Source organism: Streptomyces sp. NPDC101118 (assembly GCF_044759445.1).
In the GTDB taxonomy this organism is placed as follows: Bacteria; Actinomycetota; Actinomycetes; order Streptomycetales; family Streptomycetaceae; genus Streptomyces.
Genome location: NZ_JBIVZG010000014.1, coordinates 211,370 through 225,513 on the forward strand (window position 1 = coordinate 211,370; position 14,144 = coordinate 225,513).

Annotated in this window: 12 protein-coding genes; 5 read left to right on the plus strand and 7 right to left on the minus strand. The window is 74.9% G+C overall.

Going from position 1 to position 14,144, the window contains the following annotated elements; translation table 11 throughout:
* The first annotated feature begins 19 nt into the window (after window positions 1-19).
* Window positions 20-529, plus strand: a complete 510-nt coding sequence (locus tag ACIQUQ_RS23065; protein WP_403978798.1) for a hypothetical protein — start codon at window positions 20-22, stop codon at window positions 527-529.
* A gap of 35 nt (window positions 530-564) precedes the next feature.
* On the opposite strand, the gene bla is transcribed toward ACIQUQ_RS23065, so the two are convergent.
* Both bla and argH read right to left on the minus strand, forming a co-directional pair.
* Window positions 565-1,503: a class A beta-lactamase gene (bla, locus tag ACIQUQ_RS23070; protein WP_403978800.1), complete on the minus strand. Its 939-nt coding sequence runs from the start codon at window positions 1,501-1,503 to the stop codon at window positions 565-567.
* 164 nt (window positions 1,504-1,667) lie between these two features.
* The gene (gene argH, locus ACIQUQ_RS23075; protein WP_403978803.1) at window positions 1,668-3,098 is read right to left on the minus strand and encodes an argininosuccinate lyase; all 1,431 of its coding nucleotides are present in this window, start codon (window positions 3,096-3,098) and stop codon (window positions 1,668-1,670) included.
* Window positions 3,099-3,274: 176 nt separating this feature from the next.
* Here argH and ACIQUQ_RS23080 point away from each other — a divergent pair, with 176 nt between their 5' ends.
* From ACIQUQ_RS23080 to ACIQUQ_RS23090, 3 genes are all read left to right on the plus strand, one after another.
* Window positions 3,275-6,208, plus strand: coding sequence for a HEAT repeat domain-containing protein (locus tag ACIQUQ_RS23080; RefSeq protein ID WP_403978806.1), 2,934 nt, complete (start codon window positions 3,275-3,277; stop codon window positions 6,206-6,208).
* Between the two features lie 130 nt (window positions 6,209-6,338).
* Entirely contained in the window at window positions 6,339-6,920 is a 582-nt protein-coding gene (locus ACIQUQ_RS23085) for a pyridoxamine 5'-phosphate oxidase family protein (protein WP_403978809.1), read from the plus strand.
* 41 nt (window positions 6,921-6,961) lie between these two features.
* Window positions 6,962-7,675: a L,D-transpeptidase gene (locus ACIQUQ_RS23090; protein ID WP_403978811.1), complete on the plus strand. Its 714-nt coding sequence runs from the start codon at window positions 6,962-6,964 to the stop codon at window positions 7,673-7,675.
* Window positions 7,676-7,750: 75 nt separating this feature from the next.
* Here the strand turns inward: ACIQUQ_RS23090 and ACIQUQ_RS23095 are convergent, their stop codons facing one another.
* From ACIQUQ_RS23095 to argC, 5 genes are all read right to left on the minus strand, one after another.
* Window positions 7,751-8,287 (minus strand): arginine repressor, encoded by a 537-nt coding sequence (locus ACIQUQ_RS23095; protein ID WP_399947665.1) that lies wholly within the window; start codon window positions 8,285-8,287, stop codon window positions 7,751-7,753.
* A 7-nt stretch (window positions 8,288-8,294) separates the two neighbouring features.
* Window positions 8,295-9,491: an acetylornithine transaminase gene (locus ACIQUQ_RS23100; RefSeq protein ID WP_403978814.1), complete on the minus strand. Its 1,197-nt coding sequence runs from the start codon at window positions 9,489-9,491 to the stop codon at window positions 8,295-8,297.
* Window positions 9,488-10,426, minus strand: coding sequence for an acetylglutamate kinase (argB, locus tag ACIQUQ_RS23105; RefSeq protein WP_403978817.1), 939 nt, complete (start codon window positions 10,424-10,426; stop codon window positions 9,488-9,490). The genes ACIQUQ_RS23100 and argB overlap by 4 nt, the downstream gene beginning before the upstream one ends.
* Window positions 10,423-11,598: a bifunctional glutamate N-acetyltransferase/amino-acid acetyltransferase ArgJ gene (argJ, locus tag ACIQUQ_RS23110; RefSeq protein ID WP_403978820.1), complete on the minus strand. Its 1,176-nt coding sequence runs from the start codon at window positions 11,596-11,598 to the stop codon at window positions 10,423-10,425. Before argJ ends, argB begins: the two co-directional genes overlap by 4 nt.
* Before the next feature lie 85 nt (window positions 11,599-11,683).
* Complete coding sequence (gene argC, locus ACIQUQ_RS23115; protein ID WP_403978823.1) at window positions 11,684-12,724, minus strand: N-acetyl-gamma-glutamyl-phosphate reductase; 1,041 nt, start codon at window positions 12,722-12,724, stop codon at window positions 11,684-11,686.
* A gap of 229 nt (window positions 12,725-12,953) precedes the next feature.
* On the opposite strand from argC, the gene ACIQUQ_RS23120 reads away from it, so the two are divergent.
* A complete protein-coding gene (locus tag ACIQUQ_RS23120; protein ID WP_403978826.1) occupies window positions 12,954-14,054 on the plus strand; it encodes a hypothetical protein in 1,101 nt (366 codons plus the stop codon).
* Window positions 14,055-14,144 lie beyond the last annotated feature (90 nt).

Below are 14,144 nucleotides of genomic sequence, written 5' to 3' on the forward strand. Positions count from 1 at the left end.
CCCGGGAAAGGCTGTGCCGATGCACCCTGACAAGCCGCTGCTGCTGATCGACGTCGACGGCCCGCTGAACCCGTACGCGGCGAAGCCGACGCGCCGCCCCGCGGGGTACACCACGCACCGGATGCGCCCCACGGGCTGGACGGACGGCAAGCCCCTGCGGGTCTGGCTCAACCCGGCCCACGGCCCCGGGCTGCTCGCCCTCGCCGACCGGTACGAGCTGGTGTGGGCCACCACGTGGATGGGCGAGGCCAACGACTGGATAGCGCCGCGGCTGGGGCTGCCGGAGCTGCCGTTCATCCGCTGGCCGCAGATGCACGGCCGGGCGCCCCGCGGCACGTTCTGGAAGACCCAGTACGTCCTGGAGTACGCGGCGGGGCGCCCGTTCGCCTGGATCGACGACGACATCACGGACCTGGACCGCGAGTACGTCGGGCAGCTCCACCCCGCCCACGCGCTGCTGCGGTACGTCGACGAGCGCGTCGGCCTGACGGCCGAGGACTTCGCGGTCCTGGCGGAGTGGGCGGCGTAGGGCGGCGGGGTCCGGGAAGGGGCCGCGGCCGGTGATCAGACCAGGGCCGCGGCCAGGATCCGGGCGGTGCGGGCGACCAGGAGGCTGTCCCGGGGGCCGGCCGGCGAGCCGGGCTTGGTCGTGAGGACCGCCATGACGACCGGCGGGCCGTCCGGCGGCCACACCACGCCCACGTCGTTCGCCACCCCGTACTCGTGGCCCCCGCCGGTCTTGTCCGCGAGCCTCCAGTCGGCCGGCAGGCCCGCCCTGAAGCGTTCGATGTTGGTGGTGTTGGCGACCAGCCAGCCGGTCAGCAGCTCGCGGTCCCGGCCGGGCAGCGCGTCGCCGACGAGGAGGCGCGCGTACGTACGGCCGACGGCGCGCGGGCTGGTGGTATCGGTGGTGCGCCACGGCTCCGCCGAGTTCAGCTCGGGTTCCCACCGGTCGAGGCGGGTGGTGCGGTCGCCGAGGGAGCGGCAGAAGCGGGTGACGGCCGCGGGGCCGCCGAGCTCGCGCAGCAGGAGGTTGCCGGCCGTGTTGTCGCTCTCGCTGACGGCGGCGGCGCACAGCGCCCCGACCGTCATGCCCCCGGCCAGGTTCCCGGGCAGTCCGGTGACCGGGCTGTAGCCCGCCTTCTCCACGTCGGCCGCGGTGTAGCGGACGCGGCGGGCCAGGAACTCGCCGTCCCGGTCCAGGTCGCGGAGGACCGCCGCCGCGGCCAGGGGCTTGAAGACCGAACAGAGGGGGAACGCCTCGTCGGCCCGGTGCACCACGGTCCGGCCGGTGGCCAGGTTGCGGGCGAACACGCCCAGGCGGGCGGAGTGTTCCCGCTCCAGCTCGCGCAGTCGCGCGCGGACCGAGGCCCCTCGCGAGGCCCCCTGCGGGGCACCGGAGGCCGCGGCGTGCGCGGGGCCCGCGACGCCGGCCGCGAGCAGGGTTCCCGTGCCGAGGGCCAGTAACGCGCGCCGCGACGGGTGCGTCTTGTCGTCCGTCATCGTTTCCTCGTCCTTCCCGAGTTCTTCCCGATCATGACGAAGTGGACCACGCGGCCCGCCCGTGGCGCGGTTCCCGGCCGGGCCGCCGGGAAGGCCGACAGGGCGGCACGGCGCCGGGGAGGATCGCCGTACCGCCCTGTCGAGGGGGGGGAGGGGAGGTTGGTCTACTTGCGCTTCGCGGCGGCCCAGGCGTGCTGGATGACCAGGTCCGCCTTGACCTCGGTGAGCTGGACGGCCACCGCCGAGGGGGCGGTGCCGCCGCGGCCGTTGCGGGAGGCGAGGGCGCCGGGCACGTTGAGGACCGTACGGACCTCGGGCGTCAGGTGCTCGGAGATCTTCGCGAACTGCTCGTCGGTCAGCTCGTCCAGCTCCTTGCCCTCGGACTCGGCGACCTTCACGCACTCGCCCGCGACCTCGTGCGCCACGCGGAACGGCACGCCCTGCCTGACCAGCCACTCCGCGATGTCGGTGGCGAGGGAGAAGCCGGCCGGGGCGAGCTCCTCCATCCGCTCCCGGTTGACCGTGAGCGTGGCCATCATGCCGGTGAAGGCCGGCAGCAGGACCTCCAGGGTGTCGCAGGAGTCGAAGACCGGCTCCTTGTCCTCCTGGAGGTCGCGGTTGTAGGCGAGCGGGAGGGCCTTGAGGGTGGCGAGCAGACCGGTGAGGTTGCCGATCAGACGGCCCGACTTGCCGCGCGCCAGCTCCGCGATGTCCGGGTTCTTCTTCTGCGGCATGATCGACGAGCCGGTGGAGAAGGCGTCGTGCAGGGTCACGAAGGAGAACTCCTTCGTGTTCCAGATGATGATCTCCTCCGCGATGCGGGAGAGGTTGATCCCGATCATCGCGGTGATGAAGGCGAACTCGGCGACGAAGTCGCGGGAGGCCGTGCCGTCGATGGAGTTGCCGGCGGAGCCCCGCTCGAAGCCGAGGTCGGCGGCGACCGCCTCCGGGTCCAGCCCCAGGGAGGAGCCCGCGAGCGCGCCCGAGCCGTACGGCGAGACGGCGGTCCGGGTGTCCCACTGCCGCAGCCGCTCCGCGTCCCGGGACAACGACTGCACGTGCGCCAGCACGTGGTGCGCGAACAGCACCGGCTGGGCGTGCTGGAGGTGGGTGCGGCCCGGCATGGCCACGTCCGCGTGCGCCTCGGCGAGGCCCACCAGCGCGTCCTGGAGCTCCGCGACCAGTCCGCCGATGATCCGCGCGTGGTCGCGCAGGTACATCCGGAAGAGGGTGGCCACCTGGTCATTGCGGGACCGGCCGGCGCGCAGCTTGCCGCCGAGGTCCGGGCCCAGCCGCTCCAGCAGGCCCCGCTCCAGGGCGGTGTGCACGTCCTCGTCGGCGATGGTGCCGGTGAAGGCGCCGGAGGCGACGTCCGCCTCCAGCAGGTCGAGGCCGGCGATCATGCGCTCCAGCTCGTCCGCGGTCAGCAGGCCGGCCTTGTGGAGGACGCGGGCGTGGGCGCGGGAGCCGGCGATGTCGTACGGCGCGAGCCGCCAGTCGAAGTGCACGGACGCGGACAGCTTGGCCAGGGCCTCGGCCGGACCGTCTGCGAAGCGCCCGCCCCAGAGCCGGACGTCACCGGTGTTGCTGCTCACTGCTTGCGCTCCTCAGGGGCTGGTGCACCGCTCGGCACGGGTGGCACGGTGGAAGTCTCAGCGACAGGCATAACTATGCAGGACTCCGTATGTTTCGTCAATGAAGCCGGAGGCCCCGCGCTGACCTGCGCGGATATTGCAAGGTGTGCCCCGAGCCGACCGCCTACCATCCCCGCATGACGCTCACGCACTCCCTCGGCCGCACGGTCTTCCTCTCTCCGGCCGAGCGCCTGCTGGCCGGCCGGACGCCGGCGGACGCCGTCCGCGGCCGGGGCCCCGGGGCGTGGGCGGAGCTGGACCGGCACGTCGCGCTGTACACGCACCCGGGGCCCTCGGGCACCAGCCGGATCCGGGTCGGCCCCCGCTGGTTCGACAAGCGGGAGGTCGCGGACTGGAGCACCGCACCGCGGTGGGACGGGGAGCGCGCGATCACCTTCGCCGCCCTGCCGCCGCACGAGTCCGAGGTCGCGCTGGCCCTGTGCCACGGCGACCCCCTGGTCCGGGAGCACGCGCTGGAGCACGTGGCGGGCCGGCCCGGGGTGCTGCCGCTGGTGCTGCTGCGGTGCGCCGACACCGTCGGGGCGGTGCGCGAGCGGGCCCGGGCGGTGCTGGCCGCCGCGCCGCCGGAGGCGGTGGACGGGCTCCTTCCGCTTGCCCTGCTGACGGGCCTGCGGCGGCACGGGGACTGGGCCCGGCGGCTGCTGGTGGACCGGCTCGGCCGCGCTCCCGCGGCGGCCGTGGCCGAGCTGCTGGAGGACACGGACGAGGAACCGCGGTACGCCGGCGTGGTGACGGCCGCGCGGTACGGGCTGCTCGCCCCGCGGCGGGCCGCCGCCCTGGCCGCCGGGGACCCGTCGGCCCGGATCAGGCAGGCCGTGCTCGACTCCGGAGTGCTGCCCTCCGACACGGTCGACGCGCACGGCTCCGCCGAAGCCCTCGACGCCCTCGCGGCCGCCGCGCCCGACTTCGTGGTGCGGCGGGCCGCGCTCGACCTGGTCCTCGCCGACCCCGCGTGCACCCCCGGCCGGCTCCTCGGGCTCGCCGGGGCGGCCCGCGACCGCCGGGTGCGCATCCGGGCCGTGGCGGCCGTACGGGCCTCACGCGGACCCGAGCCGCTCGCCGTCCCCGCGGAGTTCGCGGCCTCCCCGTACCCGAGCCTGCGGCTGCTCGCCGCCGAGGAACTGGCCCGTGCCCGGCGCACCGACGAGCTGGTCCCGTACCTGGACGACCCCGCCGGGCCGGTGCGGGCCGCGGCCCGCGCGGGGCTGCTGGCGGCCGGCCGGAACCCGTACGACCGCTACCGGGACGCCGCCTCGTGGAGCCTGCCGGCCGGGGGCGTCCTCGGAATGGCCGAGTGCGGGGACCCCTCGGACTCGTACCGCCTCCGGCGGCTCACCGGGCACCCGGACGGCACGGTGCGCGCCGCCGCGCTGTCGTCGCTGCGCCGGCGGGGCGCCGCCGGCGTGGAAGTGCTGCTGCCCTTCCTCGCGGATCCCGACCCGAAGGCGGTCCGCGCGGTGCGGCGGCCGGTGCTGGCGTACGGGGACGCGCTCCCCGAAGCGGAGCTGGCGGCCCTGACGGCCTGGTCGCGGCCGCCGGAGGTGCGGCGGGCCGCGCTGGTGCTGCTCGACCGGCGGCCGCTGGTCGTGCGGCGGCGCGTGGCGCGCGCCCTGCACCGCCACCGGGACCCCGTCGTACGGGCCTGGGCCCGGGAGCAGACGCACCGACCGCTGTCCTGGACGCCGTCGGCGGGCCGGGATGCCGCCCGGGCCATCGCCGAGCGCGGGGTTCCGCTGCGCGAGGTGCTGGAGGTGGAGGACCCGGCCGCGTGGACCGCGCTGGACCTCGGGACGCGGTCCTACGGCGGGTACGCCCCCGACTGGCTGCGGGTGCCGGCCCCGACCGCGCTGTGCCACCCCTCGGGGCGGGTGCGGGAGGCGGCGCTCGCCCGGGCGGCGGGCGACCCGGAGCTGCTGCCGCTGGTGGTGCTGCGCTGCGCCGACTGGGTGGCGCCCGTACGGGAGGCCGCGCGGGCGCTGCTGGCCCAGGCCCTGGCAGCCGATCCGGCGGGCACCCTGCGCGCGCTCACTCCGGTGGTGCTGCACGTCTCCGGCCGGGAGCGCGGGGCCTGGGCCCTGGCGCGGTTCGAGGAGGCGCTGCGGGCCCCGGAAGCGGCGCAGGTGCGGGCCGCGCTGCTGGCCGGCACCGACCGGGAGGCCCGGCGGTTCGCCGCGCGGACCCTGCCGGCGGACGGCACCTCGCCGGCCGCCGAACTGGCCCGGCGGGCCGCCGCCGAAGCCGACGCCCTGCTGCGCACGCGCTGGACCGGTGCCGCGCTCGCCCTGATGGCCGCTCAGGGCACGGACGCCGGCGCGGTCGAGGCGCTGCTGGGGGCGCAGGCCGGGGACGTGCGGGCCGCCGGGGTCACGGCGCTGCGCGCGGCGGGGCGGGCCGGCGAAGCGGCGCGGTACCTCACGGACCGGTCGGCGCGGGTGCGGTCCTGCGCCCGCTGGCTGCTGCGGCAGGGCGGTGGCGATCCCCGGGCCGCATACCGGGCGCTGGTCGCCGCGGACCCGGTGCCCCGGGCCGTGGTGGGGCTGGCGGAGTGCGGGGCGGCCGCCGACGCGTCCGTACTGGCCCCGCTGCTCGGGCACCCCGACGGTGCCGTGCGCGCCGCGGCCGTGACGGGGCTGGCCCTGCTGGACGCCGCCCCGGCGCCGGAGCTGCTGCCCCTGCTCGACGACCCGTCACCGGCCGTGGCCCGTGCGGCGCGGCGCGCCCTGTACGGCTCGGCGGGCACGCTGCCCGCCGACGCGCTGCTGGAGCGGTGTGCCGCCGGGCGCGCCCCGCACACACGGCGGGAGGCGCTGCGGCTGCTGGCCCGGCAGGGCACGGCCCGGGGCCTGTGCGCGGCGGCCGGGCTGCTCGCGGACCCGGATCCGGAGCTGCGGGCCGTGGCGGGGCGGATGGTGCGGTCCTGGGACTGGTCGGAGGCACGGGACCGGTACCCGGAGGTACTGCCGGAGCTGCGGCGGCTGCTGGGGCGGTACCAGGCGGAGTTCGACGCCGGCGAGGTGGGGCGGATACGGCGGGCGCTGCGCTCCGTATGACGGGGCGGGCGGGTGCCGTTGCGGACGGCGGGAACGGCGGGCCCCGTTCCGGACGGGGGGCACGGGGCCGCCCGGTTCCCGGATGGCGGAATCCTCGGGCCCACCAGCCGGTTTGGATGATAATCCAGCCATGGGAAAGACATACGACCGCATAGACGGCCGGCTGCGCACCTTCATCGAGGAGCAGCCGGTCTTCTTCACCGCGACCGCCCCGCTCTCCGGGGACGGCCACATCAACCTCTCCCCCAAGGGCCGTTCGGGCACGCTCGTCGTGATCGACGAGCAGACCCTGGCGTACCTCGACTTCGGCGGCAGCGGCGCCGAGACCATCGCGCACGTCCGCGAGAACGGCCGGATCACGCTCATGTGGTGCGCCTTCTCCGGCCCGCCGAACATCGTGCGCGTGCACGGCGAGGCCGAGGCCGTCTTCCGCGACGACCCGCGCTGGCCCGAACTCATCGGCCTGTTCGGCGCGGTGGACGGGCCCTCCGCCCGCGCCGTCATCCTGGTGCACGCCCGGCGCATCTCCGACACCTGCGGGTACGCCGTGCCCTTCATGGACTACCGCGAGGAGCGCACGCTGCACGCCGAGTACTTCGGCCGCAAGACGGACGAGGAGTTCGCCGCGTACTGCGAGAAGAAGGACTACGTGGGCCAGAGCCTGGACGGCCTGCCTGCGCTGCCGCTGCCCCTCCCGCCGCGTACCGTCTGACGCACCGTCCCGTTTCCCGACCGCCCGGGGGTCACGACCGCATGCGCACCGCCCTCCTCGCCGCCGGGGCCGCCCTCCTGCTGGGGCTGTCCACCGGTACGCCCGTCACGCCGACCGACACCGTGCCGTCGGCCCTCCCGTACCGGCTGGCCGACACCGGCGGGGGCACGCAGCTGATCACCGCCGTCGCGCCGGCACCGGGGTCCACCACGGGGGTGGTGACCTGGTGGGACCGGCGGGCTGGGCGGTGGTTCAAGGAGGGCGAGGCCCCCGCGCGGTTCGGCGCGAACGGGCTGGCGGAGGGGTCGGCCCGGGTCCAGGGCACCAGCACCACGCCGACGGGCCTGTACGACCTGCCGTACGCCTTCGGTATCGAACGCGCCCCGGCCGGCACGGAGTTCCGCTACCGCCGGGTGACCGACCGGTCCTGGTGGTGCCAGGACAACGCCTCGGCCCGGTACAACCGCTGGGTGGAGCCGCTGCCGGCCGACTGCGCGCCCGGCGAGGCCGAGCACCTGGTGACGTACCGCCGCCAGTACGCGTACGCGCTGGTCGTCGGCTTCAACTACGACCGCCCGGTACGCGGCCGGGGCGCGGGCATCTTCCTGCACGTGAACGGCACGGGCGCGACGGCCGGCTGCGTGTCGGTGCCGGAGGACGCGATGCGCCGGATCCTGCGCTGGGCCGACCCGGACCGTCACCCGCACATCGCAATCGGCACCCCGTCCGGTCCGCTGGCGATCACCCGGTACTAGGCCGAGGACACGCCCCGCCCCCGGACACGTCCGTGCCCCCGGGTCTCCCCCGGGGGCACGGACGCAACGCCGGGCTCAGGATTCCTTCTGGGCCAGTTTCAGCAGGTGGTCGGCGAGGGCCTGGCCGCCCGCCGGGTCGCGGCTGATGAGCATCAGGGTGTCGTCGCCGGCGATCGTGCCGAGCACCGCGTGGAGCTCGGCCTGGTCGATCGCCGAGGCGAGGAACTGCGCGGCACCCGGCGGGGTGCGCAGGACGACGAGGTTGGCGGACGCCTCGGCGGAGATCAGCAGTTCGCCGGAGAGGCGCCGCATGCGCTCCTCCTTGGCGGACTCGCCCAGCGGTGCCTGCGGGGTGCGGAAGCCCCCCTCGCTGGGGACCGCGTAGATGAGTTCGCCCCCGGTGTTGCGGATCTTCACCGCGCCCAGCTCGTCGAGGTCGCGGGAGAGCGTCGCCTGGGTGACGCTCAGCCCGTCGTCGGCGAGCAGCTTGGCCAGCTGGCTCTGCGAGCGCACCGGCTGCCGGTTGAGGATGTCCACGATCCGGCGGTGGCGGGCGGTCCGGGTCTGCGGGACGGAGGGCCCCGCGTGCTCGTTGTCCTGCGCCTGGCTCATCGTCGTCTCATTCTCCGGTCCGTCCGCCGCGTGCGTGGTCGAGGACGCCGGGCAGCGCCCGGACGAACGCGTCCACCTCGGCCTCCGTGACGACGTACGCGGGCATCAGGCGTACGACGTCGGGGGCGGGCGCGTTGACCAGGAAGCCGGCGTCCTGAGCCGCCTGCTGCACCTGGGGTGCGAGGGGCTCGGTCAGCACGATACCCAGCAGCAGGCCCGCGCCGCGGACGTGGGAGACCAGCGGGTGACCGGAGGCTTCGATTCCGGAGCGCAGCCGCTCGCCGCGGTCCTTGACCTGGTCGAGCAGCCCGTCGGCGGCGATGGTGTCGAGGACCGCGAGTCCGGCGGCGCACGCGACCGGGTTGCCGCCGAAGGTGGTGCCGTGCTGGCCGGGCCTGAGCAGGTCGGCGGCCGGGCCGAAGGCCGCGACGGCGCCGATGGGCAGGCCGCCGCCGAGTCCCTTGGCGAGGGTGACGACGTCGGGGTCGACGCCCTCGTGGGCCTGGTGCTCGAACCACTGGCCGCACCGGCCGACGCCGGTCTGCACCTCGTCGAGGACGAGCAGGGTGCCGGTGGCCCGGGTGATCTCGCGGGCGGCCTGGAGGTAGCCGGCGGGCGGGACGACCACGCCGTTCTCGCCCTGGATCGGCTCGATGACCACCAGCGCGGTCTCCTCGGTGACCGCCTCCCGCAGGGCGTCCGCGTCGCCGTACGGGACGTGGGTGACGTCGCCGGGCAGCGGCAGGAAGGGGCCCTGCTTGGCGGGCTGGCCGGTGAGGGCCAGGGCGCCCATGGTGCGGCCGTGGAAGCCGCCCTGCGTGGAGACCATGTGCGTGCGGCCGGTCAGCCGCCCGATCTTGAAGGCCGCCTCGACGGCCTCCGCGCCGGAGTTGCAGAAGAAGACCCGGCCCGGCCGGCCGAAGTGCTGGAGCAGCCGCTCGCCGAGGGCGAGGACGGGCTCGGAGGCGTACAGGTTGGAGACGTGGCCGAGGGTGGCGACCTGGTCGGACACGGCCCGCACGATCGCCGGGTGGGCGTGGCCCAGGGCGTTCACCGCGATGCCGCCGACGAAGTCGGTGTACTGCCGGCCGTCGGCGTCCCACACCTGGGCGCCCTCGCCGCGCACCAGGGCGACCGCGGGGGTGCCGTAGTTGTCGGTCAGCGTGTTCTTCCAGCGCTGCGCGAGCTCCTGGTTGCCGGTCATTTCGTTCCCCCTCCGTTGTCGTCGGGCACGACCATCGTGCCGATGCCCTCGTCCGTGAAGATCTCCAGCAGGATCGAGTGCTGGACCCGCCCGTCGATGACGCGGGCGGTGCGCACGCCGTTGCGCACGGCGTGCAGGCAGCCCTCCATCTTCGGGACCATGCCGCTGGAGAGGTCGGGCAGCAGCTTCTCCAGCTGGCTCACCGTGAGCCGGCTGATGACCTCGTCGCTGTTCGGCCAGTCCGCGTAGAGGCCCTCCACGTCGGTGAGGACCATCAGCGTCTCCGCGCCGAGGGCGGCGGCCAGGGCCGCGGCAGCGGTGTCGGCGTTCACGTTGTAGACGTGGCCGTCGTCGGCGCTGCGGGCGATGGAGGAGACGACCGGGATCCGGCCGTCCTCCAGCAGCGCCTCGATCGCGCCGGTGTCGATGGCGGTGATCTCGCCGACCCGGCCGATGTCCACGCGTTCGCCGTCGATCTCCGGCAGGTGCTGGGTCGCGGTGATGGTGTGGGCGTCCTCGCCGGTCAGGCCGACGGCGAGCGGGCCGTGCTGGTTGAGGAGCCCGACCAGCTCCCGCTGCACCTGTCCGGCCAGGACCATGCGGACGACGTCCATCGCCTCGGGCGTGGTGACCCGCAGGCCCGCCTTGAACTCGCTGACCAGCCCGTGCCGGTCGAGCTGGGCGCTGATCTGGGGGCCGCCGCCGTGCACGACGACGGGCTTGAGGCCCGCGTGCCGCAGGAAGACCACGTCCTGGGCGAAGGCGGCCTTCAGCTCGTCGTCGATCATGGCGTTGCCGCCGAACTTGATGACGACGGTCTTGCCGTGGTGGCGGGTGAGCCAGGGCAGCGCCTCGATGAGGATCTCCGCCTTGGGCAGCGCGGTGTGCCTGCGCGCGGTTCCGGTGCCGGGCAGGCCGGCCTTGTCGGCGCTCACGAGCTGTACGCGCTGTTCTCGTGGACGTACTCGGCGGTCAGGTCGTTCGCCCAGATGACGGCGGACTCGCTGCCCGAGCAGAGGTCGGCGGTGATGCGGACCTCGCGGTCCTTCATGCTGACCAGCTCCCGGTCCTCGCCGACCGAGCCGTTCTTGCAGACCCAGACGCCGTTGATGGCGACGTTGAGCCGGTCCGGGTCGAAGGCGGCCTTGGTGGTGCCGATGGCGGAGAGGACGCGGCCCCAGTTGGGGTCCTCGCCGTGGATGGCGCACTTGAGCAGGTTGTTGCGGGCGATGGACCGGCCGACCTCGACGGCGTCGTCCTCGGTGGCCGCGCCGACGACCTCGATGCGGATGTCCTTGCTGGCGCCCTCGGCGTCGCCGATGAGCTGCCGGGCCAGGTCGTCGCAGACGGTGCGGACGGCCTCGGCGAACTCGTCCTCGGCGGGTACGGTGCCGGCCGCGCCGGAGGCGAGCAGCAGGACGGTGTCGTTGGTGGACATGCAGCCGTCGGAGTCGACCCGGTCGAAGGTGAGGCGGGTCGCGGACCGCAGGGCCCGGTCGAGGGCGGCGCTGTCCAGGTCCGCGTCCGTGGTGAGGACGACGAGCATGGTGGCCAGGCCCGGCGCGAGCATCCCCGCTCCCTTGGCCATGCCGCCCACGGTCCAGCCGTCCTTCTTGACCACGGCCGTCTTGTGCACGGTGTCGGTGGTCTTGATGGCGACGGCGGCGGCCTCGCCGCCGTCCGCGGCGAGAGCGGCGGTGGCGGTCTCGACGCCCGGCAGCAGCTTGTCCATGGGGAGCAGGACGCCGATCAGGCCGGTGGAGGCGACCGCGATCTCGCCGGCGTTGTGCTCGCCGCCGGCGACGCCGGCGGCGTTCAGGGTCTCGGCGACCTTCTCGGCGGTGGCGTGGGTGTCCTGGAAGCCCCGGGGGCCGGTGCAGGCGTTGGCACCGCCGGAGTTGAGGACGACCGCGCTGACGGCACCGCCGCGCAGCACCTGCTCGGACCAGAGGACGGGAGCGGCCTTGACGCGGTTGGAGGTGAAGACTCCGGCGGCGGCCAGGCGGGGGCCGTGGTTGACGACCAGGGCCAGGTCGGGGTTGCCGTTCTCCTTGATCCCCGCGGCGATGCCCGCCGCCGAGAATCCCTGCGCTTCCGTGACGCTCACTGCTTCTCCTTGGTCGTCGTCGTGTTCGTCTGCGGCCCGTCGGCAGCGCGTGCCCTGGGCACCTCCCTGCGATGGGCGCGGGACCTCACGGAGCGACTCCGGTCGTGGACAGGCCCGTGGACTCGGGAAGTCCCAGGGCGATGTTCATGCTCTGCACCGCGCCACCCGCGGTTCCCTTGGTCAGGTTGTCGATGGCGCTGATGGCGATCACCCGGTCGGCCGCCTCGTCGTACGCCACCTGGATCTGCACGGCGTTGGAGCCGTACACGGAGGCGGTGGCGGGCCACTGGCCCTCGGGCAGCAGGTGGACGAAGGGCTCGTCCGCGTACGCCTTCTGGTAGGCGGCCCGCACCGACTCGGCGGTGGTGCCGGGCGCGGCCTTGGCGCTGCACGTGGCGAGGATGCCCCGGGACATGGGGGCGAGGGTCGGGGTGAAGGACACCGAGACCCGCCGGCCCGCGACGGCGGAGAGGTTCTGGATCATCTCCGGGGTGTGGCGGTGGCCGCCGCCGACGCCGTACGGGCTCATCGAGCCCATCACCTCGGAGCCCAGCAGGTGCGGCTTGAGCGCCTTGCCCGCGCCGGAGGTGCCGGTGGCGGCGACGATCACCGCCTCGGGCTCGGCCAGGCCCTCCGCGTACGCGGGGTAGAGCGCGAGGGAGACGGCCGTGGGGTAGCAACCGGGCACCGCGACACGCTTGGACCCCTCCAGCGCGGCGCGGGCACCCGGCAGTTCGGGCAGGCCGTACGGCCAGGTCCCGGCGTGCGGGGAACCGTAGAAACGCTCCCAGTCGGCGGAGTCCGTGAGCCGGAAGTCGGCGCCCATGTCGACGACCAGCACGTCGTCGCCGAGCTGCTCCGCGACGGCGGCGGACTGCCCGTGCGGCAGCGCGAGGAACACCACGTCATGCCGTCGGCCCTGGCCTGCGAGCACCTCGGGGGTGGTCGGCTCCAGCACCCGGTCGGCCAGCGGCAGCAGGTGCGGCTGGAGGCCGCCGAAGCGCTGGCCGGCGTTGGAGGCACCGGTGAGCGCCCCGATCTCGACCCCGGGGTGCGCGAGGAGCAGACGCAGCAGCTCACCGCCCGCGTACCCGCTCGCCCCAGCCACCGCTGCACGTACCACCATCGGACCCTCCATCCTTGATGGCATGACTATACGTATCGCCGCACGTTTATGCAAAGCCCTTTTCCGGCCGCCCCGGGGTCCCGTTCCGGGCGGGGGCGCGCTGCGGCCGGCCGGCCGGGAAGGCCGGCGGACCCGCCCCCACCTGGCCCGCAGCGCTGTCGGCACCGTGTGTCATCATGCGGACGCGTGCCAGGGGGGCCGCGGTCTGCCGAGTGCCAGGGGGTTGGGGATGGGCGCGGGTACGGAGCCGGACGGCTCGTCCAGGTCCGACGAGGAGTGGGAGCGGTTCCTGCGCGAGTCGGTGGCGGGTGTCGTCGACGCACCCAGGGAACCGTCGGCACGGGCCCGCGAGGTGACCGAGCGGCTGCGGGCCGAGCCGGCCCGCGGTCCGGAGGTCTGGCGGGGTCACACGCCCGCGCGCCCCACGCGGCGCAGGGGCTGGTACGCGGTCGGGTTCACGGCCTCGCTGGCGCTGCTGCTGGCCGTGGCACTCGCGCCGGACCGGATCGTGGATCTGGTCGCCGGAGCCGGCACCGGCTCGACGCCGGCGGCGCCCGAGACCGCCCGCCCGACCCAGGCGCCCCCGGCCGAGCCGGCCCTGCGCCCCACCCTGGACGAGCCGTTCCGCGGATCGCCGGCGGCGAGCTGGGCGAGCGGAGCGGCGGGGATCACCCTGCCGAAGGCCGAGGCGGTCGGCTGGATGGGCGCGGCCGAGGTCGAGCGGGCCCTCGCCCGCAGCCGGGACTTCCTCGTCGCCTCCGGCCTGGACCGCGAGGTGCTGCGGGGCGCGCGGCCCGCGAAGGCGATCGCTCTGCTCAACCCGCACCAGAAGGACGTCCGGTCCTTCCTGGACACCGCGTTCCGGACCCCGACCGTGGAGAACGACCCCCTCGCGCTCTTCAGCCGCTTCCAGCCCTCCCGCGCCCAACTGGTCGGCGACGTCGTCAAGACCCGCGGCCGGCTCACGTACCGGGAGGGCGCGCACGGCGCGCTCCAGGTGACCGCCGACGTCACCTTCGTCTACCCGGTCACCCGCCAGGGCGCCGCCGGCGGCGACGAGATCGTGCGCACGATCGTCCGGCGTGAGCTCGTCCTGAGCTGGGACGACCCCGACAAGGTGGTGACCGAGCCGGGCACGTTCTCGATCGTCTCGTTCACGTACGAGATGACCAACGGCGGCTGCGGCGCGCCCACGGGCTACTTCGTCCCGCCCTTCGGCACCGACCGCCGGCCGGACGAGTCCGGCACGGAGCTCGACCCGTACGACCGCAGCGTGCCGGTCAAGCGGCGCGGGACTCCCGGGGAGTGCTGGAAGGCGACGCGGTCCTAGACGAGTAAGTCCGAAGTCTTCGCGCGCATGAAGCGAGGGTCTCGTTGGTTCGTGTGTGACGACAAACCTGGAGACCCTCGCGACAGCACT